Origin of the sequence: Pseudomonas sp. IzPS59, from assembly GCF_014863505.1 — a bacterium.
Classification (GTDB): Bacteria; Pseudomonadota; Gammaproteobacteria; order Pseudomonadales; family Pseudomonadaceae; genus Aquipseudomonas; species Aquipseudomonas kribbensis.
Genome location: NZ_CP062251.1, coordinates 220,361 through 245,598, shown reverse-complemented (window position 1 = coordinate 245,598; position 25,238 = coordinate 220,361). Strand labels below are relative to the sequence as shown.

The window sequence follows — 25,238 nt, the reverse complement described above, 5'->3', positions numbered from 1 at the left end:
GGGCATTCAACCCTTGGTCAGACTGCGCTCGATCCCGGATTTCCACTGCTCGATCATTGCCGTACCCACCTCGGCGAACGACTGATGGGTTCGGCAATGATCGAGCATTTCCGCCATCGCCGTCTGCATGCCATGAACAACCTGCTGCAGTAGTTCATTGCACCGGCCTTCAGTGAGATTGCACGCCGTACGACCGAAGCGGATGAGCGCCTTGTGCTTGGGCCATGCCTTCGACCCGCCCAACAGCAAGGCCAGGCTGTCGTTCCTGATGTAAACCGATGTGGTGATGATGTCGTAGGCCGGGGCCAGCCGGATCGAGGCCTGCGCGCCGCAATGGTCATACAGCACACCGAAGTTCTTCAGATGCGCATCGCCGTTTTTCAGTCCCGCTGACAGCGCCACGATCTTGAAAAAGGCTTCCAGCGCCTGACTCAACAGCGCAGGCGAAACAAAGGCTTTGATCTGTCGGGCAGCGCCTTCGTAAGAACCATCGTATTTGGCTCTGGAAGGCCAGCCGTTGAGTACGCAAAAGTCCTCGAAACCCAGATAGCCATGCTCAATCAGGTCAAAACGCTCGACCACCAGAAACTTGCCCTGCTCACTCAATTCAAACTTTGGCACTTCAAGTCCGCTAAGCGCTGCGGCGCGCATACAGAAGTACTCGTTGGTCGCCAGCTCAGGAAATTCTTCGGGACGGAAAGCTTTGACCAGATGTGTGGAGCCTCGGTGAATCGGGTAAAGAGCGGCTGTCACACCATCGCGTACCAGCACCTTAGGCTGCACGCCTGAAACACCGGAATACTGGCCATGTTTATGCAACAGATCGTCAAACAAGCCATGAACGCCGTCATGTATCAAAAGATCGGACAATAACGTTTCGGGCTGATGATCTGTGACCGATTCGCAGGCTACTGCCAGCCGTCCTAGCTGACTTGAACCCACTATTGCCAGCAACGCAAAAGCATCGAAGTCACGAACTGCTTCGCCGAAGCGTCGAATCAATTCATCGCGCAATGCCCCTTCTGGCAAATTCATCTCGAAAATCGGATGAACACCTCGCTCCCAGCCGTAGTTTTCCATCCGAGCTGACATCGTTAGCGAAACAGCATTCTCAGCGTTCACGCCCTCACAGTATCTGAACACGCTCTCCATGCCGGACTGCCCACGAACGAGTGTCCCTACGGAGCTATCAGCGACGGTGATTTCCAAACCCCGAATCAAATCAATCATGAGAATTCACCCTCCTCGGTGGCTCAAGAGGGAAACCAAGCTCAAAAACTGTTCCCTTAACTTCACTACTCACCCGCACCCGCCCATCATGCAACTGCATGATCGACTGCACGATCGCCAGTCCCAAGCCGCCGGAATCTCCCGGCTCCGCGCGGGACGGGTCGACGCGGTAGAAGCGGTCGAACAGTTTGCCGAGATGCTCATCCGCGATGACCGGTCCGAGGTTGTGGACTTGCAGCCAGCACATGCCTGGCTCTTCGCGCCGGCACAGGCTGATGACCGAGCCGGCGTCAGCATGGCGTACGGCGTTGGCCAACAGGTTGCCCAAGGCGCGTTGCAGCAGTTGCTGATCTGCCAGCAACTCTCCGCTGAACGCGTTTTCGAGGCGGATTCCACGGTCGTCGGCCAAGGCTTCGAAGTAGTCGCACAACTCGTCGCCAATTTCGTGCAGCTTCAGCATGCGTAGATCGAGCGCCCGCTCGGCCTGCTCTGCGCGGGCGAGAAACATCAGGTTTTCGGCCATGCGCTTGAGCCGCTCGAACTCTTCCATGTTCGACGCCAGCACTTCCTGATACTCGGTGCTGCTACGTGGGTGATTCAGTGCCTGGCCATTGCTCGCGAGCAAGGTGTGCAGGGGCGTGCGGATTTCGTGGGCGAGGTCGGCGGAAAACTGTGAGAGACGCTGGAAGCCGTCGTCCAGCCGCACGAGCATGCCGTTCAGCGCGTGCACCGGCTCCAGCAATTCCGCTGGCGTGCCGGCGGTGGGAACCCGTTGGTCGAGGCTGCGCAGGTCGATGCCGCGCAGCGCTTCACTGAGCTTGCGCAGAGGTCGCAAACCTCGGCGCAGCAGCACCAGGCCCAGTGTGAAAGCGAGTAAGGCACCCACGCCGACGGCCAGATACAAGCGCAGGCGATAGCTGCCGAGCATCTGCTCGCGCTCGCTCAATACCTTGCCGGCAATCACGGTCAGCGATTCGCCGTTCGGGCCTTGGGCCTGACCTGACAACAGGGCGAGCTCGACACCGTCCGGCGCCTGCCAGGTCAGCACATCGCTGAGTTGCGGAGGTTGATCCCGGGGAATGGCCTGCACGGCTGGCAGTGCGCGTTGCCGAGGGTTGATCGCAATCACAGTCGAACCGTCCACGCGGCGCACCAGCAGCAAACTGTCGAGGTTGCCAAGCATGTTCTGGTACAGCCGTGGCCGCGCCTGCAAGGCGTCGAGGCTGTCGCTGTCGGCGAGCAGCGCGCGCACCTGTTCCAGACGACCGAGTAAAGCCATGTCGTCGCGCCAGGCGATTTCCGAGGCCAGCGAGCGATACAGGAACACGCCAATTGCGCTGAGCACCAAGGAACAGACTGCAGCGAATGCCAGGGCAAGGCGCCAGGCAATGGATCTAGAGCGCATCGTCAGGCGCTTCCAGTTGATAACCAACCCCGCGCACGGTGTGGATCAGTTTGGGCATATACGGATCATCGACCTTCGAACGCAGGCGGCGCACCGCGACTTCGACCATGTTGGTGTCGCTGTCGAAATTCAGGTTCCACACCTGCGAGGCAATCAGCGTGCGCGACAGCACTTCACCCTGTCGGCTGGCGAGCAAATGAAGCAGGGCGAATTCCTTGTTGGTCAGGGCGATGCGCTGGCCGCCACGGCTGACCCGGCGGCGCAGCACGTCGACTTCCAGATCGGCGATGCTGTACGACTCGGCTTCGCGTATAGGCCCGCGCCGCAACAACGTCCGTACCCGCGCCAGCAATTCAGCGAAGGCGAACGGCTTGAGCAAATAGTCGTCGGCACCCAGTTCGAGCCCGCGCACACGGTCTTCGATGGCGTCCTTCGCCGTCAGGAACAGCACCGGCGTGGCGCCGCGCTGGCGGATCAGCTGGAGCAATTGCCAGCCGTTGAGGCCCGGCAGCATCACGTCGAGGATGATCAGGTCATATGCCTGCTGCTCGATGAAGTAGCGCCCGTCGAGGCCATTGAGCGCCACGTCCACGGCGAAACCCGACTCGCCCAGTCCTTTGGCGAGGAAATTCGCGGTTTTGGCTTCATCTTCTACAACCAGCAAACGCATGGCATACCTCGATTGATCAGAGGCACAGGCTAGGCGCCTTCGGCGGCGTTGCCCATTACAAACTTGTAATCTGACTGACGAGGTTTCGACGGGGACCGGCGGATAAGGTGGCGGCCTTCGCTTTTGGAGCCTGCCCATGTCCGTCAAATACTTGATTGCCAGCCTGACAATCGGCCTCGGCACCGCCGCATTCGCTGCGCCTGAACTGCCACGCCACGCTGATCTAGATCTGAAAACTGCACGGCTGCTGGCCGACACGGCGCTGGAACACTGCACCGCCACGGTGTCGGTGCTCGACCGTGGCGGCAACCTGTGGGTGACCTTGCGCGGCGACGGTATCGGCCCGCACAACACCGTCGCCAGCCAACGCAAAGCCTACACCGCGCTATCGACGAAAACCCCGACCCGGTTGTTCGCCGAGCGCGCCCGCAGCAACCCGGAAACCGCCAACCTCAACACCCTCGATGAATTGCTGTTGCTCGGCGGCGGCATCCCGCTGTTCGCCGGCAAGGAACTGGTCGGCGCTATGGGCGTAGCCGGTTCCGGCGGCGGTGAGCAGGACGAAAACTGCGCGATCAAGGCTGCCGAAATCGTCGGCCTGTCCATCAACCGTACTTGACCCCAGGAGCATCACCATGACCCCACTGCGCATGACGTTCGCCGCGCTTGGCTTGAGCGCTTTTTCGGGCCTGGCGCTGGCCGCCGGCAACCCGCTGAGCGTACACGTACTCAATCTGGAAAACGGCCTGCCTTCGCCAGGCATCAACGTGACATTGGAGAAACACGTTGGCCAGGACTGGCAGCCGCTGGCGCAGGGCACCACTAATGAACAGGGGCGGATCGCCGAACTGTTTCCGGTGAACAAACCGTTCGAGGCGGGTGAATATCGGGTGGTGTTCAAGACCGGCGAGTACTTCGAGAAGGCGAAGCACGAGACGTTTTTTCCGGAAATTCCGGTGATTTTCAAAGTGAAACAGACGGATCAGCACTATCACATTCCGCTGCTGCTCAGCCCGTATGGCTTCTCGACCTATCGCGGTTCGTAGGCCACATACAATTCCTTTGTGGGAGCAGGCTTGCCCGCGATGGCGTCGGGTCAATCGACATAGAGGAAAACTGACAGACCTCAATCGCGGGCAAGCCCGCTCCCACAGGGATAGTGGTGGAAATTAAAGGGAGGCGAGTGCTCGCAATCGTACGGCATCAAGGATCTCGATCTCCCCGTAAGCCAACCCGATAATCCCTTGCCCCTGCAACTCCTTGAGGATCTGGTTGGTGGTCTGCCGCGACAACGACAGCATCGACGCCAACTGTTCCTGGGGCAGTTGCAGCACCCGGCGCGGTGGATCGAGCTCACCGTAGCCTTCGGCGATCATCAGCAAACGATGAGCCAGACGCGCCGGGGCCGGCAGCAGGCTCAGCTGTTCCAGATTGATGAAGGTCAGGCGCAGTTTTTGGCTCATCAACAGAGCCAGATGTCGCCAGTAGACGGGGTGTTCGTCGAGCAGTTTCAGCAGGGTGGCCTGGGGAATGTTCAGCAGGGTACAAGGCCCGACCGCGTAGGCATCGTGGGTACGTGGCTGACCATCGAACAGGCAGATTTCACCGAACCAGTGCGGCGCCTCCACCAGACTCAGCAATGCCTCCTTGCCCTGCTCGCTGACCGCGCCGATGCGCACTGCGCCGTCCAGCACCGCGTACAGCCCGCACGGCGCATCGCCGCGCTGGAACAGCCGCTGCCCCGCCGCCAGCCGCCGCTCCTTTGCCGCCGCCAGCAGACTATCCTGAAAGGACGAAGGCAGATGACTGAACCATTGCCCGGTCAGCAGGCGCTCGCGCCAGACCTTATCCATGCGTTCTCCTAAAGATTGTCGCCTGCCTGACAGAGCGAGCCGTGAACCCGGGGCATGATTCGATCACCCTACAGGAGGAACAACAATGAAAAGCCTCGTCGATCATTTGAGTCAATACGCCGCTTACCACCGTGATCCGCGCAACATCGCCAGCCACTTTATCGGGATTCCGCTGATTGTGGTGGCAGTGGCCGTGCTGTTGTCGCGGCCGGAATGGTCGGTGGGCGGATTGTGGATTTCCCCGGCGGTGATTGCCGCCCTTGCTTCGGCGTGGTTTTACCTGCGTCTGGAACTGAAGCTCGGAGTGTTGATGACCGTGTTGATGGGGCTATCGGTCTGGGCTGGGCATGTCCTGGCACAGCAGAGCACCATGGTCTGGCTGAGCGCAGGTCTGGCGATGTTTGTGATCGGCTGGGCGATCCAGTTTGTCGGGCACCACTATGAAGGGCGCAAACCGGCGTTCGTCGATGACCTGAGCGGGTTGATCATCGGGCCGCTGTTTGTGGTAGCGGAACTGGCGTTCATGCTGGGGATGCGCCATGAGCTGAAAGAGCAGATCGAGGCGCGGGCGGGTGTGGTGCGGGTCAATCCGAACAGGGCTGCTGTGTAAGCCGCTTTCGCGAGCAAGCTCGCTCCCACATTTGGAATGCATTCCATTGTGGGAGCGGGCTTGCTCCGGGCGGCGATCCGACGAAGCTTTTGATTTTAAAGGCTGGCGACTTTCTGCCAGACCTTCGGCTTGAAGAACAACGTCTCACCCTTCGCCAACCCGGTCAGGCTGTCGTGATCTTTCACCACTTCTGCCTCGATCAGGTCAGTCTGGCCTTCAACCTTCAACGTCACCCGCGTGGTCGCGCCCAGCGGCCGGATATCGCGGACTTCGGCAGCGTGGTGATCCTCCAGCTCATGCCGCGACAGCGACACTTCGTGCGGGCGGAACAGCACGTGGTTGTCATCCCCCAAATGCAGACGGTTCGAGTCGCCGAGGAAGTGATAGACGAAATCGCTGGCCGGGTTTTCGTAGACGTCGCCCGGTGAGCCGATCTGCTCGATCACACCCTTGTTCATCACCACGATGCGGTCGGCCACTTCCATCGCTTCTTCCTGATCGTGGGTCACGAACACTGAGGTCAGGTTGATGTCTTCGTGCAGACGCGCCAGCCAGCGGCGCAGCTCTTTACGCACCTTGGCGTCGAGGGCGCCGAAAGGCTCGTCGAGCAGCAGCACTTTCGGCTCTACCGCCAGGGCGCGGGCCAAAGCGATACGCTGACGCTGGCCGCCGGACAGTTGCTCCGGGTAACGATCCGACAGCCAGTCCAGTTGCACCATGTTCAACAGCTCGTGGACCTTGGTCGCGATCTGGCTTTCGCTCGGACGCTGGTTTTTCGGCTTCATGCGCAGGCCGAATGCGACGTTGTCGAACACCGTCATGTGGCGGAACAGGGCATAGTGCTGGAACACGAAACCGACGTTGCGATCCCGCACGTCATGGCCGGACACGTCTTCGCCATGGAACACGATGTTGCCGTTATCCGGGGTTTCCAGACCGGCAATAATGCGCAGCAAAGTGGTCTTGCCGCAGCCGGACGGGCCGAGCAATGCCACCAGCTCACCGCTGTGGATGTCCAGGCTGATGTTGTCCAGCGCCTTGAACGCATTGAAATTCTTGCTGACGTTACGCACTTCGATCGACATGAATTATTCCTCCGCGGCGCTGGCGCGCAGGCGGTTGATACGGTTTTCGCTCCACTGCTTGAGCAGCAGGATGAAGAGCGCCAGGATCAGCAACAGGCTCGCCACGGCGAACGCGGCCACGTGGTTGTATTCGTTGTAGAGGATCTCGACGTGCAGCGGCAAGGTGTTGGTCACCCCGCGAATGTGCCCGGAAACCACCGACACCGCACCGAACTCACCCATGGCCCGCGCGGTACACAGCACCACGCCATAGATCAGGCCCCACTTGATGTTGGGGACGGTCACGTGCCAGAACATCTGCCAGCCATTGGCGCCGAGCAGGCGCGCGGCTTCCTCTTCCTGAGTGCCTTGTTCCTGCATCAGCGGGATCAGCTCACGGGCCACGAACGGCACGGTGACAAAGATCGTCGCCAGCACGATGCCCGGCAGGGCAAAGACGATCTGGATATCGTGATCCTGCAGCCACGGCCCGAACAGGCCCTGGGCGCCGAACATCAACACGTAGACCAGGCCGGCGATCACCGGCGACACCGAGAATGGCAGGTCGATCAGCGTCACCAGCATGCTCTTGCCACGGAACGAGTATTTGCTCACGCACCACGCGGCGCTGACACCGAACACCAGGTTCAGCGGCACCGAAATCAGCACGGCGATCACGGTCAGTTTCAGCGCTGACAAGGCATCTGGCTCAAAGATCGCGGTGAAGAATGCGCCGAGGCCGTTCTTCAATCCCTGCGACACCACGATGAACAGCGGCAGCACCAGAAACAGGAAGAAAATCAGCCAGCCGAGACCGATCAGGATCCGCCGCGAAGTGGCGCTGCCACGGCGGGCGGCGTTGGCCGAGGAAGCGGCCGCAATAGACGATTGGGACATGGTTCGCGCCTCCTTATGGGGTTTCGATGCGCCGCTGCAACAAGTTGATCAGCAGCAACAGGACGAAGGAAACCACCAGCATCAGCACGCCGATGGAAGTGGCGCCGGTGTAGTCGTACTGGTCGAGCTTGACCATGATCAGCAGCGGCAGGATTTCGGTTTTCATCGGCATGTTGCCGGCGATGAAAATCACCGAGCCGTACTCGCCGACACCCCGGGCAAATGCCAGGGCAAAACCGGTCAGCCACGCCGGCAACAGCGCCGGCAGCAGGATGTGGCGGAACACCTGCAACGGCTTGGCACCGAGGCACGCCGCCGCTTCTTCGACTTCACGGGGAATGTCCGCCAGCACCGGCTGCACCGTGCGCACCACGAACGGCAGGGTCACGAAGGTCAGCGCCAGGGTAATCCCGAGCGGGGTGTAGGCGATCTTGAAACCGAGGTCGGCGGCGAATTGCCCGACCAGCCCGGTCGGCGTGTAAAGCGCCGTCAGCGCAATACCGGCCACCGCGGTCGGCAGGGCGAACGGCAGATCGATCATCGCATCGATCACCTTGCGCCCCGGGAACGTGTAGCGCACCAGCACCCAGGCCAGCAACGTGCCGATGATGCCGTTGATGATCGCGGCGCACAGCGCGGTGCCGAAGCTCAGCTTCAATGCGGCAAGAACGCGGGGCGCGGAAATGATCGTCCAGAACTGATCCCAGGTGAGCTGTGAGGCGTGGATGAACATCGCCGCCAGCGGGATAAGCACAATCAGGCTGAGGTACACCAAGGTGTAGCCCAGCGTCAGCCCGAAGCCGGGTATGACGGGGGAGATACGACGCGACATAAAAGTCCTTGGTCAAGAAACGCACAAAGCCCCGAAGGTAAATCCGGGGCTCGTTTATGGCTATAAAAACTTACTGCGCCTGATAGATCTGGTCGAACACGCCACCGTCGTTAAAGAATTTCGGCTGTGCGGTTTTCCAGCCGCCGAAGTCCTTGTCGATGGTCACCAGCTCCAGTTTCGGGAACTGCTGGGCGTACTTGGCGGCCACGTCCTTGTCACGCGGGCGGTAGAAGTTCTTCGCCGCGATTTCCTGGCCGGCCGGGCTGTACAGGTGCTTGAGGTAGGCTTCGGCGATCTGCTCGTTGCCCTTCTTCTCGGCGTTCTTGTCGACCACGGCCACCGGAGGTTCGGCGAGGATCGACAGCGAAGGCACGACGATGTCGAACTTGTCCTTGCCGCCGTCTTCTTTCAGCGCCAGGAAGGCTTCGTTTTCCCAGGCCAGCAACACGTCGCCCTGACCGTTGTTGACGAAGGTGATGGTCGAGCCACGGGCGCCGGTGTCCAGGACCGGAACGTGCTTGAACAGGGTCTGTACGTATTCCTTGGCTTTCGCCTCGTTGCCGCCGTTGGCTTTCAGGCCGTAGGCCCACGCCGCGAGGAAGTTCCAGCGTGCACCGCCGGAGGTTTTCGGGTTCGGCGTGATCACCGAGACGTCGTTCTTGATCAGATCGCCCCAGTCCTTGATGCCTTTCGGGTTGCCCTTGCGCACCAGGAACACGATGGTCGAGGTGTACGGGGTGCTCGCATCCGGCAGACGCTTCTGCCAGTCGGCCGGCAGGGTCTTGCCGAGTTTTGCGATTTCGTCGATGTCGCCGGCCAGCGCCAGGGTCACGACGTCGGCGCGCAGACCATCGATCACCGCACGGCCCTGCTTGCCCGAGCCGCCGTGGGATTGCTGGATTTTCACGGTGTCGCCGGCATGCTCTGCCTGCCAGTACTTCACGAATTCGGCGTTGTAATCCTGATACAGCTCGCGGGTCGGGTCATACGAAACGTTGAGCAGTTCGTAATCCTTGGCAACCGCAGAACCGGCAAACACAGCGCTGGCCAGGGCGGCCAGAGCGTAACGGCGAATCGACGACATGGTGAAAGCTCCTGGAATTCTTGGTGGTGGCTTTTTCTTATGTATTGCGGGAATCGGGTTGCTCATTCAGTGATCGCGCCTGCGGCAACTCCTGCGCATTGCCCCCTGCAGGAGCTGTCGCAGATGCGATCTTCAGGCCTGCTTGTTGCCCGGTTGCTGCAGACGGAATTTCTCTTTGCGTTCGATCTGGACGACTTGGGCGTTGTGCACAGTGATCTCCACCGCGCCGAAACGCAGGTCGCGCAGGGCGCTCTGGATTTCACGCAAGATGGTGGTTTCGTCCTGACCGTCAACGCTACGCAGGGATGCGCTCATGGTGCTGCTCCTTTGTATGGGATATGCCTGGCAGTGGGCGGCACTGCGTTCGGCGTGGGAGCAATATAAGAGAGGCGCAGATATTCTTAAAAAGACTATTTAAGAATGTTTATATAACTGGAAAACATTATGTGATGCAGCAAGGGTTTGCGGCGGATTTGCCCGTTCGCAAACCCGCTGCGCATATCCTTCAGCCGATTGCCGGCGCTCTGGCCCAGTCGATCTGTGCTTCAGGCACCGGCCGCCCGAACCAGTAGCCCTGCCCCAGATCACACGCCTGCTCCAGCAGGAACGCCGCCTGCTCGGCCTGCTCGATACCTTCGGCGTGCACCTGCATGCCCATGCTGCGGGCCAGGGCGATGATCACCCGGACAATGGCTGCATCGTCCTCGTCCCACGGCAGGCCGGCGACGAATCCCTGATCGATCTTCAGCTTCTGCACCGGCAGGCGCTTGAGCCGCAGCAGCGACGAATAGCCGGTGCCAAAGTCATCGATGGCCAGACGAATCCCCAGCTCGCGCAGACGATGCATCTGCTCCAGCGCCACTTCTGGATCGTCCATCACCGCGCTTTCGGTGACTTCCAGTTCCAGATACGCCGGATCGAGGCCGGTGTCGTGCAGCACCTGCGCCACCTGTTGATACAACTCGCGGCGGGCGAACAGTCGCGACGAAACGTTCACCGCGACAAACGACAGCACCACGCCGGCCTGCTGCCATTGGCACATCTGGCGGCAGGCTTGCTGCATGACCCAGGCGTCGATTTCCGAGATCATCCCGGTGCGCTCGGCAATCGGGATAAATTCCGCCGGCGACACCAGACCCCGTTGCGGGTGCTCCCATCGCACCAAGGCCTCGACGCCGATCAGGCGGCTGGTCTGCAGGTCGTGGACGGGCTGGTAGTAGACCCGCAGCTCTTGTTGCTCCAGTGCGCGACGCAATTCGAAGGCAATCTCGACCCGTTGCTGGGCGTGCGCCGTGAGTTCTTCGGTGTACAGCGCGTAGCCGTTGCGGCCGCTGCTCTTGGCCTTGAACAACGCGGCGTCGGCGTTGCGCAGCAGTTGTTCGGCGCTCAGAGCATCGCTGGGAAACAGACTGATGCCGAGGCTGGCGTTGATGAACAGTTCATGGCCGTCGAGGCAGAACGGCTCCTTGAGTGCATCGAGAATGCGTTGGGCCAGCGCTGCGGCCTGCGCTGGCTGTGGACAACTTTCCATCAGTACCGCGAATTCATCGCCCCCCAGCCGCGCCAGAGTGATGCCCGATCCGAACAGCGCCTGCAAACGCACGGCGACCGCCTTGAGCAAGCGGTCACCGATGTTGTGGCCGAGGCTGTCGTTGATCAGTTTGAAGTGGTCCAGATCGATCATCAGCAGCGCGCAGCCGCGCTTGTGGGTCTGCGCCGATGCCAGCGCCTGCTCGGCGCGATCGCTGAACAGCAGGCGATTCGGCAGGTCGGTCAGCGGGTCGTGGTGGGCCAGGTGCTTGAGCTCGTGCTCGGAGTCCTTGATCGCGCTGATGTCGGAAAACACCGCGACGTAATGACTGAGCCGACCGTCCTCGTCGCGAATCACCCGGATGGTTTGCCACTGTGGATAAATTTCACCGCTCTTGCGCCGGTTCCAGATCTCGCCGCTCCATTCATCCTTCGTCTGCAGCGTGGCGAACATCGCCTGATAGAAACCCGGAGGATGGTGCCCGGACTTGAACAGGCTCGGCTGCTGGCCAATGACTTCCTCACGCTGGTAGCCGGTGATTTCCATGAACGCGCGATTGACGTGCACGATCAGCCCCTGACGGTCCGTGACCAGCACGCCTTCGCGGGTGCAATCGAACACCGCAGCGGCCTGGCGCAGGCGTTCGCGATCGGCCTGGCGCTCACGCAACCGGGCACCGATGCCCAGGCATTCGAACAGGCGGGCCCGGGCGAGAAAGATCAAACCGGCGCTGAACACCACAAAGGCATAGCCGTTGATCAGTTGCCAACGCAACAACTCATCAGAGCTATCGAAGAAACTGTTCAATAAATAGCCAATGCCTTGTAGCCAGACAACGGCAAGAACCAGGTAAAGCAGCGCTGCACGCAAGGCATCGCGGTATGTGGCAGACATTCGGCCGTCCATGTCCCTACAAAAATGTCGGGATTATAGGTCAAGAAACATCCAGCCATCTCTTATCTGAAAGGGCGACTGGTTTTATCTGTGTGCTTGGTGATAATGCAACGGCTGTTTTTTCTCTATCGAGGGCCCTATAGCCTATGTGGTACGAAGGTTTTCTTGGCTTGTCGGCCTGGTCACTGGTCGCCGTGACCCTGCTGATGACCCACGTGACGATTGTTGCCGTCACGGTCTACTTGCACCGCTACTCGGCCCATCGCTCCCTGGAGCTGAATGCCGGGCTTAAGCATTTCTTCCGCTTCTGGCTGTGGCTGACCACGGCGCAGAATACCCGCGAGTGGACCGCCATCCACCGCAAGCACCACGCCAAATGCGAAACCGAGGATGACCCGCACAGCCCGGTCGTCAAAGGTCTGTCCACCGTCCTGCGCAAGGGTGCCGAACTGTACCGCGAAGAAGCGCAGAACCCCGAGACCCTGCGCATCTACGGCAAGAACTGCCCGGAAGACTGGATCGAGCGCAACCTCTACAGCCGCTATCGCCTGCTGGGCATCGCAATCATGGCGGTCATCGACCTGATGCTGTTCGGCACCATCGGCATCACCATCTGGGCGATCCAGATGATGTGGATCCCGGTCTGGGCGGCCGGCGTGGTCAATGGCCTCGGCCATGCCATCGGCTACCGCAACTTCGAATGCCGCGATGCCGCGACCAATCTGGTGCCGTGGGGCATCCTGATCGGCGGCGAAGAGCTGCACAACAACCATCACACCTACCCCAACTCGGCCAAGCTGTCGGTCAAGAAGTGGGAGTTCGACCTCGGCTGGGCCTGGATCCAGGTCTTCAGCTTCCTGCGCCTGGCCAAGGTGCAGCGCGTTGCGCCGATCGCCCACCGCGTCGAAGGCAAGGGCAGCCTGGACATGGACACCGCCATGGCGATCCTCAACAACCGCTTCCAGATCATGGCCCAGTACCGCAAGCTGGTGATCGGGCCGCTGGTGAAGCAGGAGCTGGACAAGGTCGATCATTCGGTACGCCACCAGTTCCACCGCGCCAAGCGTCTGCTTTCCCGTGAAACCAGCCTGCTGGAGGACCGCCACCACGCGCGCATCCAGAGCATGCTCGAGCACAGCCAGGCGCTGAAGGTAATCTACGAGAAACGCCTGGCCCTGCAGCAGATCTGGGTCAAGACCAGCGCAAATGGCCACGACATGCTCGCCGCCATCAAGGAATGGGTCCACGAAGCCGAGGCCAGTGGCATCCAGTCCCTGCGCGAATTCGCCGACCAGCTGAAGACCTACTCGTTGCGCCCTGCCGCCGTCTGATGCCGTTGATCGGTGCGCCCGGCTCCCGGGCGCACCCTTCGGAACTTCACCCCCGATCCCTTATCTCAAAGACACTTCGCCACCCCGGCGGGCTGTCCCGTGGCTGTTGTCGACTTCCCGGCACGCCCTTTGAGATCCGTGTCGATGGTCAACAACAATCAAAAAGACTCATCCCTTCCCCAGTGGCCCGAGGCCGCACAAACCCTGATGGCACTGATGCACGCCCAGGGCGAAGTCGCGCGCCTGAGCGAACGCGAACAGTTGTTCAGCTCGCTGCTGGTCAGCGTCAATGCCGTGCTTTGGGCCTTCAACTGGGAAACCCGTCAGGTGCTGTACGTCAGCCCCGCCTATGAGCGGATTTTTGGCCGCTCGGCCGCCCTGCTGCTGGCCGACTACAACCAGTGGCGTGACAGCATCTACCCCGACGACCTCGAGTACGCCGAGCGCAGCCTCGCCGAAGTGCTGCACAAGGGCGCCGTGGAAGACCGCGAATACCGGATCATCGACGCCGATGGCCAGGTGCGCTGGATCAGCGACAAATGCTTCATCAACCGCCAGGAAGAACCGGGGCAACCGGTGATCATCGTCGGCATCGCCGAGGACATCACCGAAAAGAAACAGATGGAAACCGAGCTGCAACGCCTGGCCACCACCGATGTGCTGACCCAGAGCAGCAACCGTCGACACTTCTTCGAATGCGCCAACCGCGAGTTTGAAGAGGCCCGCCTGCAGGGTGCGCCACTGGCGTTTCTGCTGCTGGACATCGATGACTTCAAGGTGATCAACGACACTTACGGTCACCCGGAGGGCGACAATGTGCTGCAACGGATCGCCGAATGCGGGCGTGCCTCGCTGCGCCGGGGAGACCTGTTCGGACGGATTGGCGGTGAAGAGTTCGCTGCGGTTTTTCCGGGCTGCGCGCCGGACATGGCGATGCAGGTAGCCGAGCGGCTGCAACAGGAAATCCAGCGTTTGAGCTTCAGCCACGGCGAACAGACGTTCGGCATCACCGTCAGCCAGGGCCTGACCAGCCTCACCCCGGAAGACGAAAGCCTCGACAGCCTGTTCGCCCGGGCCGATGCGGCGATGTACGAGGCCAAGCGTCAGGGCAAGAACCGGATCATCTCGGCCTGAACACCGCGCTGATGCAGGACAAACACTATTTGCGCATCCGCATCAGCTCCGGCAAGCCGATCTTGAGCAGGCGCGCCGTGCGGCTCTTCGCCAACTCCTCGACGCCCTCGTGCTCGGTCAGCCGCGCCATCTGCGCCGCCATGTTCATCACCAGTGCCTCACGGGAATAAACCCCGCCACCGAGCTGGTAGACCGAGGCAATCAGCTCGCGCAGCTCCAGTGGCAGGCGCCAGCGGGTACGCAACGCCGAACCGTACGCCGCACCGAATTCCGCCAGCGCATCGCCGACTTCTTCCAGTTCATCCAGCTCGCCGCCGGCCTGCTTCCACTCCTGCAAACAACGCAGCAGCGCCAGATCGCCGAGACGATGGAGCATCCCGGCGCAATAGCAGCGCTCCTGATCCAGATCGAGCAGACGCGCCAGGGTGCGCGCGTACTCGGCGGTGTGCAGCGACAGGCCCCAATAGCGCTCGGCGTAGTCGGCCAGACACGGATCGCTGAGTCGTGCACTGCGCTTGAGCGCCAGGCCAAGAATCAGGTTCATGCTTTGCCCGGTGCCCAGGCGATGCAGCGCCTGCGCTAGAGTCTGCACCGCCGCGCCGTGGTGCTGAGCGGCGCTGTTGGCCGCTGCGATCAACACTGCAGTGATCTGCGGGTCGGTGCGGATTTCCTCTTCCAGCAGCTTCAGATCCAGCCCGTTGGGGTGGAGGCTGCGTTTGACCGCCACTTGCACGTCGGTCATCAACGGCGCGCCGTCGGCCTGCTCGCGACGACGCTCGAGGAACACCGACAGGGTCATGCCCGGCGCCAGTGCGGGCACTTCGCAGAAGACTTCCTGACCGGCATTGAGCAGCAGCCCCTGCAAACGCTCGGTCAGGCTTTCCATGTTCAGAGGTTTGGCCAGATAGGCCGTGGGTGCCAGCGGCAGGGCTTCACGCACGCTGGCGCTGTCGTTGCGGCTACTCATCAAAATGAACGGCAGCGGCGGATTGCGTTTGCGCTGGCGCACACTGCGCAACACGTTCAAACCGTCGACGCCAGGCAATTCCCAGTCGACGATCGCCAGGTCATAGGGGACTTCGCCGAGCAGAGACATCGCCTCTTGGCCATCGGCGCACAGATCCAGCCGCGCATCGCAGCGCACGTTGAGCAAAACCTGTTTGAGCAGGTCACGAGACCAGGGGTCGGCCTCGGCAATCAGGACTCGGGGTACAGCGGGTAATTCGACGGCAGTCATGCTCGCCCTCCCTAGCAATGCTTGAACCTTAGCCAATGCTGGCGCTTCGATACAGCTCGAATGCGGGGTATGTGTTTCAGCAAGCGTAAAAAAACCCGCCGAAGCGGGTTTTTTGTCGATCCGATCACACAGTGCCCGGCATTACAGCTCCGAGAAGCACTCTTCGATGATCGCCAGACCTTTGTCCAGTTGCTCGTCCGGCGAGGTCAGCGGAACCAGTACGCGCAGAACGTTGCCGTAGGTGCCGCAGGACAGCAGGATCAGGCCCTTGTCGCGTGCCTTGGCCACCACCGCTGCCACGGCAGTCGGGTTTGGCTTGTGGCTGTCGCCGTTTTCGAACAGCTCGACCGCGATCATGGCGCCCAGGGCACGGACTTCGCCGATCACCGGGTACTTGGCCTGGATGGCCTTCAGACCGGTGACCAGACGCTCGCCGACAGCCTTGCAGCGATCCAGCAGTTTTTCTTCTTCGAACACTTCCATCACGGCCAGGGCCGCAGCGCAAGCGATCGGGCTACCGGCGTAAGTGCCGCCCAGGCCACCTGGCGCGATGGCGTCCATGTACTCGGCCTTGCCGCACACACCGGCCAGCGGGAAGCCGCCAGCGATGGATTTGGCGAAGGTGGTCAGGTCGGCGGCAACGCCCATCTGTTCCATGGCGAAGAAAGTGCCGGTACGGCCAGCGCCGGTCTGCACTTCGTCAGCGATCAGCAGGATGCCGTGCTGATCGCACAGGGCACGCAGACGCTTCATGAATTCTTTCGGCGCGACGTAGAAACCACCTTCACCCTGTACAGGCTCGATGATGATCGCGGCGATGTCTTTCGGCTCGGCGTCGTTTTTGAAGATGCGCTCGATCGAAGCGATCGAGTCGTCGATGCTCACGCCGTGCAGTTCGTTCGGGTACAGCGCGCGGAAGATACCGCCTGGCATCAGGCCCATGCCGGCCGAGTAAGGCACGACTTTACCGGTCAGGCCCAGGGTCATCATGGTGCGACCGTGGTAAGCGCCGGTGAAAGCGATCACGCCGGCACGGCCAGTGGCAGCACGGGCGATCTTCACGGCGTTTTCAACGGCTTCGGAACCGGTGGTCACCAGCAGGGTTTTCTTGGCGAAGTCGCCCGGTACACGAGCGTTGATTTTTTCGCACAGCTCAACGTATGGCTCGTAGGCCAGTACCTGGAAGCAGGTGTGAGTCAGCTTGTTCAGCTGTTCGGTCACGGCGGCGATGATTTTCGGGTGCACGTGGCCGGTGTTCAGTACGGCGATACCGCCGGCGAAGTCGATGAACTCGCGACCTTCAACGTCGGTCACGGTCGCGTTCTTCGCGGACTCGGCGAAAATCGGGTGAATCTGGCCAACACCACGTGGAACAGCGGCGGTACGGCGGGCCATCAAGTCAGCGTTAGTCTTGCTCATTACAGTCCTCATTCACCGCTCATCGGGCGGCGTGGTTCAAGGATTAAGCGGGAGGAATCGGCGGTGGCAGCATGCGATGATCGACTGCCACGGCGTTCCCGGCCGCAGAGAAAATTCCGGTTTGAAACGACGCAAAGGGACAGCACTCTCGTGCCCTTTGCGTTTACAGCGATCTACTACCGAGGCTTAGATGCCCAGGCAGAGGTATTTGATTTCCAGGTAGTCTTCGATGCCGTACTTGGAGCCTTCACGGCCCAGGCCCGAGGCCTTGATGCCGCCGAACGGCGCGACTTCGTTGGAGATCAGCCCGGTGTTGACGCCGACCATGCCGTATTCCAGGGCTTCGGCCACACGGAACACACGGCCCAGGTCACGAGCGTAGAAGTACGAAGCCAGACCGAACTCGGTGTCGTTCGACATCGCGATCACTTCAGCTTCGTCTTTGAAGCGGAACAGCGGCGCCAGCGGACCGAAGGTTTCCTCCTTGGCCACCGCAGCGTTTTTCGGCACGTTGGTCAGGATGGTCGGCTCGAAGAAGTTGCCTTCCATCTGCTTGCCGCCAGCCAGCACGGTGGCGCCTTTGGCCACGGCGTCAGCGATGTGTTCTTGCACCTTGGCCACGGCTTTCTCGTCGATCAGCGGGCCGGTGGTGGTGCCGTCTTCCAGACCGTTGCCGATCTTCAGTTTGGCGACGGCCGCTTTCAGCTTCTCGGCGAACGCGTCGTAGACCGAGTCCTGAATGTACAGACGGTTGGCACAGACGCAGGTCTGGCCGTTGTTGCGGTACTTGGAAATGATCGCGCCTTCGACGGCCTTATCCAGGTCCGCGTCGTCGAACACGATGAACGGCGCGTTGCCGCCCAGTTCCAGGGATACTTTCTTGATGTCCTTGGCGCATTCCGACATCAGCTGACGACCGATTTCGGTCGAGCCGGTGAAGGACAGTTTGCGCACGATCGGGTTGCTGGTCAGCTCGCTGCCGATGTCGCCGGCGCTGCCGGACACCACGCTGAACACACCTTTAGGGATGCCGGCGCGCTGGGCCAGTTCGGCCAGGGCGAAAGCGGAGAACGGGGTTTGCGACGCAGGCTTGAGCACCATGGTGCAACCGGCGGCCAGGGCCGGGCCCGCTTTACGGGTAATCATCGCCGCCGGGAAGTTCCACGGGGTGATGGCAGCGGTCACGCCGATCGGCTGCTTGATCACGATCAGGCGCTTGTCAGGCTGGTGGCCCGGAATCACGTCGCCGTAGATGCGCTTGGCTTCTTCGGCGAACCACTCGATGAACGAAGCGGCGTAGACGATTTCGCCCTTGGCTTCGGCCAGTGGCTTGCCCTGCTCCAGGGTCATCAGGCGAGCCAGGTCTTCCTGGTTCTCGATGATCAGCTCGAACCAGCGACGCAGCTTGCCTGCACGCTCCTTGGCGGTCAGTGCACGCCAGGCCGGCAGCGCTTTGTCAGCGGCTTCAATCGCGCGGCGGGTTTCGGCAGCGCCCATCTTCGGCACGGTACCAAGGATTTCGCCGGTGGCCGGGTTGTTGACCTTGATCGTCTGACCGTTGTCCGCGTCGACCCAAGCGCCATCGATGAAGGCTTGCTGGCGGAACAACTGGGTGTCTTTAAGCTGCATGTCGGCTTTCCTTAACAGCACCGCGGCCAGCGCGGAGCAAAATTATGATTGTAGAAAGGCGCCTCGCAAGGCTGCCGTCAGGGAAATCATTCACCGGGCTCAAGCACCTGAATAGTGCACGGTTGCAAACACGTGCGGCTCGGCACCCGATCAAAGAGCGTTTGAAATCTCAAACGGATCCTAGGATCAAAGGGGGTAAAGGACAATAGGTCGTTCGAAAAAAAGAACAAAAACGCCGCTTTTGCCGGACTTTTCAGATCAACGAGCAACAAGCCTGAGCCGCAACGAAACCTTAGTTCAGTCCCGCCAAAGCGCCAAGCGAGCCTTTTGCAGGACGTTACAGCTTTATGGAATGCAGCGTTTTCCACCGACACGCGCACTGACAATAAGCGCCAAAACCCGGCATGGACGCCCCGAGCCGACCTAGGTATGATGTCGCCCGCTGCACCAGTAGCTCAGCTGGATAGAGTACTGCCCTCCGAAGGCAGGGGTCGTGGGTTCGAATCCCGCCTGGTGCGCCATGAACAGAAACGAAAAAGCCTCAGGCCGAAAGGTCTGAGGCTTTTTTGTGCCTGCTGGTTGGCGAATCACTCCGTCGTCCAGTCAAACTCGTCGTATTCATCATCGTCTTCGTCGTCCTCGATCCACTCATCATCAAGAACGTCGTCCTGCAGATCTTCTTCTGCCTGCTTGGCCAGAAGAAACTCCTTGCGACTCTCGGTCACGGCTCGCCGCAGTTCCTCACCCTTGACCGGGCAGTTGAGCATTTGGGCGATGCGGTCGATTTTTTGGGCCACGGCATCCTCCAGCGCATCGGCAATGCCCCGATAGTGCGCGTTTTTGCGGGGCAATGCCAAATGGCTGGGTGATCAACCGGTCAGTTCTGGCGGATTTGTTCGAGGCGCAGGTCCAGATTCACGCTCGGGTAACGCTTGTGCAGATTGTTGTACAGGGTATCGGCAGCCTGTGATTGACCGGATTCGCGCAGGCGCAGGACTTCGCGCAGTTGCTCGTCGAGCCCATTGGCCGGTGCGGCGGCGCGCTTGCTGGCTTTGGCTTCGTCAGCCGTGTCGGCGCTGATCGATTCGCTTTGCATCGGCGCAGCCATTTCTGCCATCGGCGCAGGCGCGGACAGCGCGCCTGCGGGGGCTGACGAGGTCCGGGATTCGATGGCCTCCTTGCGGACCAATGGCGCGGCCGGTTTAGCGGCTGGGGCGAAATCGTAATGGGCCACGGGTTCCGGTGCGCGATGCACCAGCGACAGCATCAGCGCGATGCCGACCAGACTGGCGAAAGCCACCTGATAGCGCGGTCTCTGGCAAGCCTTGAGCCAGCGCTGCCACAGGCTCGGTTTCGGTGCCGGAATCTGGCGATGCGCGGCGCTGATAATCATTGCGTCGAGCTTCGCCGGCGGCTCGCCGTTCTGTTGCTCACGATAATGCTTGAGCAGTTGCTCTTCGGGTGTCTGGCGGGTGTCCGTCATGTCAGTACCTCCTCGGCCAGCAGCCGACGCAGTTTTTGCTGGGCGTAGCGCAAGCGGCTCTTGACGGTTTCCAGCGGTGTTTCGGTGAGGCTGGCGATTTGCGCCAGGTCGAGGTCGCCGTGGGCGCGCAGCAGGAACACTTCGCGCTGGTCGGCAGGCAGGGTCTGCAACGCGCGGTCCAGGCGCAGGCTGTCGTGGCTAAGACTCAACAGATGTTCGGGGTCGCTCGCATCATCACTGACCGCATGGGTCTGTTCGTCGTAGCTGTCATGCAGCGGCTGATGGGCGCCATGCTTGCGCCAGTGATCGATCAGTCGATTGCGGGCAATCTGGAACAACCAGGTACGAAAAGTCGCCCGACCTTGTGGCTGACTGGCGCTGCGGATCAGGCTCATCCAGGTTTCCTGAAACACCTCTTCGGCCAGCTCCGGCTTGCCGCTCAACCCGAGCAGAAACCGGTACAGACTCTGGCGATGACGGGCGTACAAGATCTCGAACGCCTTGCCGTCACCCTCGCGATATCGGGCCAGCAGCGATTCGTCGCTGCTGGCCTCAAGGCTGTCGGCGTTGGCAAACAGCTGACTGATAAACCCCTTCAGGCGGCTCACTATTCAATCCGTCGCTCGGTCGGCATCGTGTTGGACGCAGTCGAAGTCCGCAGGCTCTGCGCCAGTTCCACCAGTTGCACGAACTCGTTGCGAAGACCGAAGCGGTCATCGCCACGGGCACCTCGGGCCAGCGCTTCGGTGTCCTTGAGGCTGAAATCACCGGTGTAGCGGCCGTCCTTGAGTTGCTGGGAAAACGCAGCGACGGCGGCGGCAAAACGCAGGTCTTCACTGGCGGGCGCAACCTGACTGGCAATCGGCCGTTCGATCAGCAGACTTTTCCCACCTTCAGGCTTCTGATATCGCACACGCAGCATCGCCAGTTCTCCTTTCTTCTCGGAAAACACTGCATCGGTTTTTCCGTAACGCAGTGGCTCCAGCCAGCCCTTCTCGCCTGTGGGGACAATTTCATACAGCGCGGTAACCGTATGGCCTGCACCGATTTCACCGGCATCGACCTTGTCATTACTGAAATCCTCACGCTTGAGTGCGCGATTTTCGTAGCCGAGCAGCCGGTATTCGCTGACCTGCGCCGGGTTGAATTCCACCTGCAATTTGACGTTTTTCGCCACCACGGCGAGGGTCGAACCCAACTGATCCACCAAGACCTTGCGCGCTTCACGCAGGTTGTCGATGTAGGCGTAGTTGCCGTCACCGGCGTCCGCCAGTTGTTCCATCAGGTGTTCATTGTAGTTATCCACACCGAATCCCAGGGTGGTCAGGGAAATCCCGGTCTTGCGTTTATCCACAGCCATTTGCTTGAGGCTGTCGAAGTCGCTGACGCCGACGTTGAAGTCACCGTCGGTGGCCAGCAGGATGCGGTTGATGCCTTTGGGAATGAAGGCTTGTTGCGCCATTTGGTAGGCCAGTTCGATGCCGGAGGCTCCCGCGGTCGAGCCTCCTGCAGTCAACTGCTCGATGGCTGTGCGAATTTTCGCTTTTTCCCGTCCGGACGTCGGCTCCAGCACCACTCTGGATTCGCCGGCATACACAACCAGCGAAACGCGGTCCTGCTCACGCAGTTGATCGACCAGCAGCTTCAGGGTGCTTTTGACCAGCGGCAGCCCTTCGCGACGATCCATCGAGCCGGACACATCTACCAGAAACACCAGGTTGGCCGGGGCCAGTTCCGCCACCGAGCGGTCTGACGCCTTGATGCCGATGCGCAGCAACCGGGTGTGCGGGTTCCAGGGCGAAGCGGCCAGTTCAGTGGTCACGCCGAATGGTGATCCGTCAGTGGGCAACGCATAGTCATAGGGAAAGTAATTGACCATCTCCTCCAGCCGCACCGCGCCTTCCGGCGGCAGACGACCCTGATTCAGCAGACGGCGGACGTTGGCGTAGGCGCCGGTATCCACATCGGCACTGAAGGTCGAGACGGGCGTTTCGGCAACGCTGTGAATCGGGTTATCGGCCAGGGTTTCGTACTGCTCGCGCGGCTCGGCGCGATAGTCCTGTGGATAACTTTCCCCGGCGGGCATCGGTGCAAAACTGGTCATTGGCGCCGCCATTGCACTGCGCTTGGCCAAAGAATGATCGGCCATGACCCTCTCTTGTTGCGCTACGGGTTTGGAGAGGGGCTGTGCCGGTGGCCGCACGGCGGCGGATTCCGGGCTGGAGGAAATGCCACAACCGGCGATGGCCAACAGCACACCGGCAGCCAGGGGTCGCAGAAGCGTCGAAGGAAGAGACATGGGGGGCTGACCTCGAGGAAGAATTGATCCATTCAACCTCTGAGACGGACAGCCCTTTCAGTTCGGGTTAAACGCCACCGAAATTATTTTCAGCGGTGATAACGCCGTACTGCACTGCTGTTGCGCAGCACATGGCCTTTGATTTTTTCCAGCAACTGGGCGCGGGTCAGGCCGGCCGGCAAGGCGTCGGGAGCCAGATCCAGGGCGTAGATCTGGATGATGTAGTGGTGCGCGCTGTCGCCGGTCGGCGGGCACGGCCCGACATAAGTGGTCGTGCCTTTGCTGTTGGTGCCGCCCAGGCCTTCGAAGGTCGGTTTGGTGCCGCTGCCGGCCGGGATCTGCCGGGTCGTGGCCTTGATGCCGTAATGAACCCAGTGATCGACGCCCAGGCCTTTCTGGCCGTCCGGATCGTGCATAACGATGGCGTAGCTCTGGGTGGCGGCCGGGCCGGCGTTCCAGCTCAGCGCCGGTGACAGATTCTTGCCGCCACAACCGGCAGCGTCACTGGCTGCCGCCGCGGTGAACAGACGGTTGTCCGAAACACCGGGAATGCTGAGGGTGAAACGCTCCTGGGCCTGCGCCGGAAACTGCACGCAAAGGGCGACGGCAACGGCCGCCAGCCAAGGGTTGAGAGAGGTCAATCGGGTCATTCCGGGAGCACCTTGTGCAGTTGGGCCGTCTTCGGCCTGCAGACTATAGCTGTACCGTTCGTGCCGTGGCAGTGGCAAATGACGCCCATTGGTATCACCGCGCTTACAGACGGTTCGTCGGCTCACGGTTATCGTCGTCCTCGGCGTGCAGAAAAATCACCCGCGGATGCTCCAGCGGCGCCAGCGGTGGCGGCAGTTCCGCCGGCTCTACCGGCCACAGGTGCGGCACCACATGACTGACATCACCGTCCTGATTGTTGTGGATGGTGATGACGCCCGGGCTGCGAAGCTTCTGCAGGCGGTCATCGCACAGCTTGAAGCTTTTGCTCAGGCCGTCATCGTCGACCACCGGGGCGGCCAGACGACGCTGGGCGAAACTGCGGCTCTTGCGCTGTTGATAACGGGCCCAGGAAATCAGGATCACGGCGTTGACCAGCGCCACCCACATATAGATCTGCAAGGTGCCAAGGGCTTCGAACGCCGAATTGTCGATGCGCGGCCCGCCAGCGTGGGTTTCAATCAGCGGCCACAGCCCGCGCACCAGCAGATACAGCAGGCCAACCCAGGCCAGCACCGTGAGGATCACGTCGATCACCACCAGGAATGGCCGCTGGCGGGTCCGGATGATTTTCATTTGATGACCTCCTCTTCGTCGTCGCCTGCCGGTTTGATGCCCCGGTCAGGGCTGACCCAGCGCGCACGCTTCTGATGCTGGCCGAACAGCACCTTCGGAAAGCTGACCAGCGTGGTCAGCAGACTGATGAACCAGAACACCAACGGATACCAGACCACCCAGAACATGGTTCTGCCCAGACCCGGCTCATAGCGTCGGTCGATGATGATGCTGACCGCGAACTGCACCAGGCAGACAAACGCCAGCAGCAGCCCGGTAAAGGCCGGCGGCATCAGGTGATGCACGGCAATGGCTTCAGGCATGACCATGAACTTGCCCATCCCCCAGAAGATCACTGACAACAGGAAGGTGAACGCCCAGCCGGTCGAGAGGCAGTATTCGAACAGCAACGGCCACAGATAACGGTGACGGTACTGCCAGATCCCGCGAATGTTCTTGAACAGTACCTCGGCACCGCCCTGGGCCCAGCGCAGGCGCTGCTTCCACAGGCCGCGCAGGGTTTCCGGCATCAGGATCCAGCACAGGGCGCGGGGCTCGTAGAAGATGCTCCAGTGGTCCAGTTGCAGCTTCCAGCTGATGTCGATGTCTTCGGTGATCATGTCCGGGCTCCAGTAGCCGACCCGGTTCAGCGCCGTGCGACGGAACGCGACGATCACCCCGGACACAGTGAAGATCCGCCCGAACACCCGCTGGGTGCGTTTGATCAGCCCGATGATCGACGAGAACTCGCCGACCTGAACCCGCCCGACCAGCGTCGAACGTGTGCGGATTCGCGGGTTGCCGGTCACCGCGCCAAGCCGCGCATTGTCGAGCATTGGCGCGACAAGGTAAGCAGCGGTGTTGGGCGCCAGCAGCGCGTCACCGTCGATGCACACCAGATATTCACTGCGCGCAGCAATGGCGCCCATACGCAGGGCCACGGCCTTGCCCTGGTTTTCCGCCAGGTGCAGCACCCGCAGCCGTGGGTCTTCCTTGGCCAGTGCATCCAGCACCTCGGCGGTGTTGTCCTTGGAGCCGTCGTTGATCGCGATGACTTCGATGTTCGGGTAATGCTGGGCCAGCGCCGCGTGAATGGTGTCGGCGGCGTTGTCGCCTTCGTTGTAGCAAGGGATCAGGATCGAAATCAGCGGTTCGCCTTCCAGCGGTGGCGGCAGCGTGTCGTCTTTCCACGGCCAGTGCCGCTCCCAATGCAGCCAGAAATACAGGCCGCCGGAAATCCACAACCCGGACATGAACAGCGGGTAGAAGAACACGAAGTCCATCAGGAATTGCCCGGTGACCAGGAAGATCAGCCCCAGCGGGACGCCAAGGACGATCGCCAGAACAAGCAGGGCCAGCAGTCTATCCAGCAT

General features: G+C 61.1%; 25 protein-coding genes and 1 tRNA gene. 6 read left to right on the top strand and 20 right to left on the bottom strand.

Annotated features, from left to right (window positions below; translation table 11 throughout):
- Positions 1–6 precede the first annotated feature (6 nt).
- From IF189_RS01055 to IF189_RS01045, 3 genes are read right to left on the bottom strand one after another with little or no spacing between them, the layout of a single operon-like run.
- Positions 7–1,230, bottom strand: a complete 1,224-nt coding sequence (locus IF189_RS01055) for a type II toxin-antitoxin system HipA family toxin (protein WP_192552691.1) — start codon at positions 1,228–1,230, stop codon at positions 7–9.
- Positions 1,223–2,635, bottom strand: a complete 1,413-nt coding sequence (locus IF189_RS01050; protein ID WP_192552690.1) for a heavy metal sensor histidine kinase — start codon at positions 2,633–2,635, stop codon at positions 1,223–1,225. The genes IF189_RS01055 and IF189_RS01050 overlap by 8 nt, the downstream gene beginning before the upstream one ends.
- Positions 2,625–3,305: a heavy metal response regulator transcription factor gene (locus tag IF189_RS01045; RefSeq protein ID WP_192552689.1), complete on the bottom strand. Its 681-nt coding sequence runs from the start codon at positions 3,303–3,305 to the stop codon at positions 2,625–2,627. The genes IF189_RS01050 and IF189_RS01045 overlap by 11 nt, the downstream gene beginning before the upstream one ends.
- 136 nt (positions 3,306–3,441) lie before the next feature.
- On the opposite strand from IF189_RS01045, the gene IF189_RS01040 reads away from it, so the two are divergent.
- Positions 3,442–3,924, top strand: coding sequence for a GlcG/HbpS family heme-binding protein (locus tag IF189_RS01040; RefSeq protein ID WP_192552688.1), 483 nt, complete (start codon positions 3,442–3,444; stop codon positions 3,922–3,924).
- Between the two features lie 16 nt (positions 3,925–3,940).
- Entirely contained in the window at positions 3,941–4,351 is a 411-nt protein-coding gene (uraH, locus tag IF189_RS01035; RefSeq protein ID WP_192552687.1) for a hydroxyisourate hydrolase, read from the top strand.
- 123 nt (positions 4,352–4,474) lie between these two features.
- Here uraH and IF189_RS01030 read toward each other — a convergent pair whose 3' ends face one another.
- On the bottom strand, positions 4,475–5,158 hold the full coding sequence (locus IF189_RS01030) for a Crp/Fnr family transcriptional regulator (RefSeq protein ID WP_192552686.1): 684 nt from the start codon (positions 5,156–5,158) through the stop codon (positions 4,475–4,477).
- An 85-nt stretch (positions 5,159–5,243) separates the two neighbouring features.
- Between IF189_RS01030 and IF189_RS01025 the strand changes: the two genes are divergently transcribed.
- Positions 5,244–5,768, top strand: coding sequence for a DUF962 domain-containing protein (locus IF189_RS01025; RefSeq protein ID WP_134825096.1), 525 nt, complete (start codon positions 5,244–5,246; stop codon positions 5,766–5,768).
- 95 nt (positions 5,769–5,863) lie between these two features.
- Here the strand turns inward: IF189_RS01025 and IF189_RS01020 are convergent, their stop codons facing one another.
- The 6 genes from IF189_RS01020 to dibA form a co-directional block, all read right to left on the bottom strand.
- Positions 5,864–6,853, bottom strand: a complete 990-nt coding sequence (locus tag IF189_RS01020; RefSeq protein WP_085733384.1) for a sulfate/molybdate ABC transporter ATP-binding protein — start codon at positions 6,851–6,853, stop codon at positions 5,864–5,866.
- Positions 6,854–6,856: 3 nt separating this feature from the next.
- On the bottom strand, positions 6,857–7,729 hold the full coding sequence (gene cysW, locus IF189_RS01015) for a sulfate ABC transporter permease subunit CysW (protein WP_007952817.1): 873 nt from the start codon (positions 7,727–7,729) through the stop codon (positions 6,857–6,859).
- 13 nt (positions 7,730–7,742) lie between these two features.
- Positions 7,743–8,561 carry a sulfate ABC transporter permease subunit CysT gene (gene cysT, locus IF189_RS01010; RefSeq protein WP_085712655.1) on the bottom strand — a complete coding sequence of 273 codons (819 nt, stop codon included), beginning with the start codon at positions 8,559–8,561 and terminating at the stop codon, positions 7,743–7,745.
- A 70-nt stretch (positions 8,562–8,631) separates the two neighbouring features.
- Positions 8,632–9,645 carry a sulfate ABC transporter substrate-binding protein gene (locus tag IF189_RS01005; RefSeq protein ID WP_065257482.1) on the bottom strand — a complete coding sequence of 338 codons (1,014 nt, stop codon included), beginning with the start codon at positions 9,643–9,645 and terminating at the stop codon, positions 8,632–8,634.
- 132 nt (positions 9,646–9,777) lie between these two features.
- On the bottom strand, positions 9,778–9,960 hold the full coding sequence (oscA, locus tag IF189_RS01000) for a sulfur starvation response protein OscA (protein WP_085712654.1): 183 nt from the start codon (positions 9,958–9,960) through the stop codon (positions 9,778–9,780).
- Between the two features lie 190 nt (positions 9,961–10,150).
- A complete protein-coding gene (gene dibA / locus IF189_RS00995) occupies positions 10,151–12,070 on the bottom strand; it encodes a phosphodiesterase DibA (RefSeq protein ID WP_134825095.1) in 1,920 nt (639 codons plus the stop codon).
- Between the two features lie 146 nt (positions 12,071–12,216).
- On the opposite strand from dibA, the gene desA reads away from it, so the two are divergent.
- Positions 12,217–13,401 (top strand): delta-9 fatty acid desaturase DesA, encoded by a 1,185-nt coding sequence (desA, locus tag IF189_RS00990; RefSeq protein ID WP_134825094.1) that lies wholly within the window; start codon positions 12,217–12,219, stop codon positions 13,399–13,401.
- A gap of 144 nt (positions 13,402–13,545) precedes the next feature.
- The gene (locus IF189_RS00985; RefSeq protein WP_114880968.1) at positions 13,546–14,535 is read left to right on the top strand and encodes a GGDEF domain-containing protein; all 990 of its coding nucleotides are present in this window, start codon (positions 13,546–13,548) and stop codon (positions 14,533–14,535) included.
- Positions 14,536–14,560: 25 nt separating this feature from the next.
- Here the strand turns inward: IF189_RS00985 and IF189_RS00980 are convergent, their stop codons facing one another.
- The 3 genes from IF189_RS00980 to gabD all read right to left on the bottom strand — a co-directional run bounded on the left by IF189_RS00980 (position 14,561) and on the right by gabD (position 18,820).
- Complete coding sequence (locus IF189_RS00980) at positions 14,561–15,772, bottom strand: response regulator (protein WP_114880967.1); 1,212 nt, start codon at positions 15,770–15,772, stop codon at positions 14,561–14,563.
- A gap of 141 nt (positions 15,773–15,913) precedes the next feature.
- Positions 15,914–17,191, bottom strand: coding sequence for a 4-aminobutyrate--2-oxoglutarate transaminase (gabT, locus tag IF189_RS00975; protein WP_085684283.1), 1,278 nt, complete (start codon positions 17,189–17,191; stop codon positions 15,914–15,916).
- A gap of 186 nt (positions 17,192–17,377) precedes the next feature.
- A complete protein-coding gene (gene gabD / locus IF189_RS00970; RefSeq protein WP_085712649.1) occupies positions 17,378–18,820 on the bottom strand; it encodes an NADP-dependent succinate-semialdehyde dehydrogenase in 1,443 nt (480 codons plus the stop codon).
- 444 nt (positions 18,821–19,264) lie between these two features.
- On the opposite strand from gabD, the gene IF189_RS00965 reads away from it, so the two are divergent.
- Positions 19,265–19,341: transfer RNA gene (locus IF189_RS00965), tRNA-Arg, on the top strand.
- Positions 19,342–19,407: 66 nt separating this feature from the next.
- Here the strand turns inward: IF189_RS00965 and IF189_RS00960 are convergent.
- From IF189_RS00960 to pgaC, 7 genes are all read right to left on the bottom strand, one after another.
- Positions 19,408–19,677 (bottom strand): hypothetical protein, encoded by a 270-nt coding sequence (locus IF189_RS00960; RefSeq protein ID WP_225739936.1) that lies wholly within the window; start codon positions 19,675–19,677, stop codon positions 19,408–19,410.
- A 20-nt stretch (positions 19,678–19,697) separates the two neighbouring features.
- Complete coding sequence (locus IF189_RS00955) at positions 19,698–20,303, bottom strand: hypothetical protein (RefSeq protein WP_192552685.1); 606 nt, start codon at positions 20,301–20,303, stop codon at positions 19,698–19,700.
- Positions 20,300–20,911, bottom strand: a complete 612-nt coding sequence (locus tag IF189_RS00950) for an RNA polymerase sigma factor (RefSeq protein WP_192552684.1) — start codon at positions 20,909–20,911, stop codon at positions 20,300–20,302. Before IF189_RS00950 ends, IF189_RS00955 begins: the two co-directional genes overlap by 4 nt.
- Positions 20,911–22,602 (bottom strand): vWA domain-containing protein, encoded by a 1,692-nt coding sequence (locus tag IF189_RS00945; protein ID WP_192552683.1) that lies wholly within the window; start codon positions 22,600–22,602, stop codon positions 20,911–20,913. Before IF189_RS00945 ends, IF189_RS00950 begins: the two co-directional genes overlap by 1 nt.
- Before the next feature lie 89 nt (positions 22,603–22,691).
- Positions 22,692–23,252 carry a YbhB/YbcL family Raf kinase inhibitor-like protein gene (locus IF189_RS00940; protein WP_085712643.1) on the bottom strand — a complete coding sequence of 187 codons (561 nt, stop codon included), beginning with the start codon at positions 23,250–23,252 and terminating at the stop codon, positions 22,692–22,694.
- A 103-nt stretch (positions 23,253–23,355) separates the two neighbouring features.
- A complete protein-coding gene (gene pgaD, locus IF189_RS00935; RefSeq protein WP_114880962.1) occupies positions 23,356–23,886 on the bottom strand; it encodes a poly-beta-1,6-N-acetyl-D-glucosamine biosynthesis protein PgaD in 531 nt (176 codons plus the stop codon).
- Positions 23,883–25,238 (bottom strand): poly-beta-1,6-N-acetyl-D-glucosamine synthase, encoded by a 1,356-nt coding sequence (gene pgaC, locus IF189_RS00930; protein ID WP_134825090.1) that lies wholly within the window; start codon positions 25,236–25,238, stop codon positions 23,883–23,885. The genes pgaD and pgaC overlap by 4 nt, the downstream gene beginning before the upstream one ends.

Coding starts and splice junctions, on each gene's coding strand:
- cysW (WP_007952817.1), bottom strand. CDS start 7,729: ATGTCCCAATCGTCTATTGCGGCCGCTTCCTCGGCCAACGCCGCCCGC.
- IF189_RS01040 (WP_192552688.1), top strand. CDS start 3,442: ATGTCCGTCAAATACTTGATTGCCAGCCTGACAATCGGCCTCGGCACC.
- IF189_RS01050 (WP_192552690.1), bottom strand. CDS start 2,635: ATGCGCTCTAGATCCATTGCCTGGCGCCTTGCCCTGGCATTCGCTGCA.
- IF189_RS00945 (WP_192552683.1), bottom strand. CDS start 22,602: ATGTCTCTTCCTTCGACGCTTCTGCGACCCCTGGCTGCCGGTGTGCTG.
- IF189_RS01020 (WP_085733384.1), bottom strand. CDS start 6,853: ATGTCGATCGAAGTGCGTAACGTCAGCAAGAATTTCAATGCGTTCAAG.
- pgaC (WP_134825090.1), bottom strand. CDS start 25,238: ATGCTGGATAGACTGCTGGCCCTGCTTGTTCTGGCGATCGTCCTTGGC.
- IF189_RS01030 (WP_192552686.1), bottom strand. CDS start 5,158: ATGGATAAGGTCTGGCGCGAGCGCCTGCTGACCGGGCAATGGTTCAGT.
- oscA (WP_085712654.1), bottom strand. CDS start 9,960: ATGAGCGCATCCCTGCGTAGCGTTGACGGTCAGGACGAAACCACCATC.
- IF189_RS01025 (WP_134825096.1), top strand. CDS start 5,244: ATGAAAAGCCTCGTCGATCATTTGAGTCAATACGCCGCTTACCACCGT.
- IF189_RS00940 (WP_085712643.1), bottom strand. CDS start 23,252: ATGACCCGATTGACCTCTCTCAACCCTTGGCTGGCGGCCGTTGCCGTC.
- desA (WP_134825094.1), top strand. CDS start 12,217: ATGTGGTACGAAGGTTTTCTTGGCTTGTCGGCCTGGTCACTGGTCGCC.
- IF189_RS01005 (WP_065257482.1), bottom strand. CDS start 9,645: ATGTCGTCGATTCGCCGTTACGCTCTGGCCGCCCTGGCCAGCGCTGTG.
- IF189_RS00955 (WP_192552685.1), bottom strand. CDS start 20,303: ATGACGGACACCCGCCAGACACCCGAAGAGCAACTGCTCAAGCATTAT.
- gabT (WP_085684283.1), bottom strand. CDS start 17,191: ATGAGCAAGACTAACGCTGACTTGATGGCCCGCCGTACCGCCGCTGTT.
- IF189_RS01045 (WP_192552689.1), bottom strand. CDS start 3,305: ATGCGTTTGCTGGTTGTAGAAGATGAAGCCAAAACCGCGAATTTCCTC.
- IF189_RS00980 (WP_114880967.1), bottom strand. CDS start 15,772: ATGACTGCCGTCGAATTACCCGCTGTACCCCGAGTCCTGATTGCCGAG.
- dibA (WP_134825095.1), bottom strand. CDS start 12,070: ATGTCTGCCACATACCGCGATGCCTTGCGTGCAGCGCTGCTTTACCTG.
- uraH (WP_192552687.1), top strand. CDS start 3,941: ATGACCCCACTGCGCATGACGTTCGCCGCGCTTGGCTTGAGCGCTTTT.
- gabD (WP_085712649.1), bottom strand. CDS start 18,820: ATGCAGCTTAAAGACACCCAGTTGTTCCGCCAGCAAGCCTTCATCGAT.
- pgaD (WP_114880962.1), bottom strand. CDS start 23,886: ATGAAAATCATCCGGACCCGCCAGCGGCCATTCCTGGTGGTGATCGAC.
- IF189_RS00985 (WP_114880968.1), top strand. CDS start 13,546: ATGGTCAACAACAATCAAAAAGACTCATCCCTTCCCCAGTGGCCCGAG.
- cysT (WP_085712655.1), bottom strand. CDS start 8,561: ATGTCGCGTCGTATCTCCCCCGTCATACCCGGCTTCGGGCTGACGCTG.
- IF189_RS01055 (WP_192552691.1), bottom strand. CDS start 1,230: ATGATTGATTTGATTCGGGGTTTGGAAATCACCGTCGCTGATAGCTCC.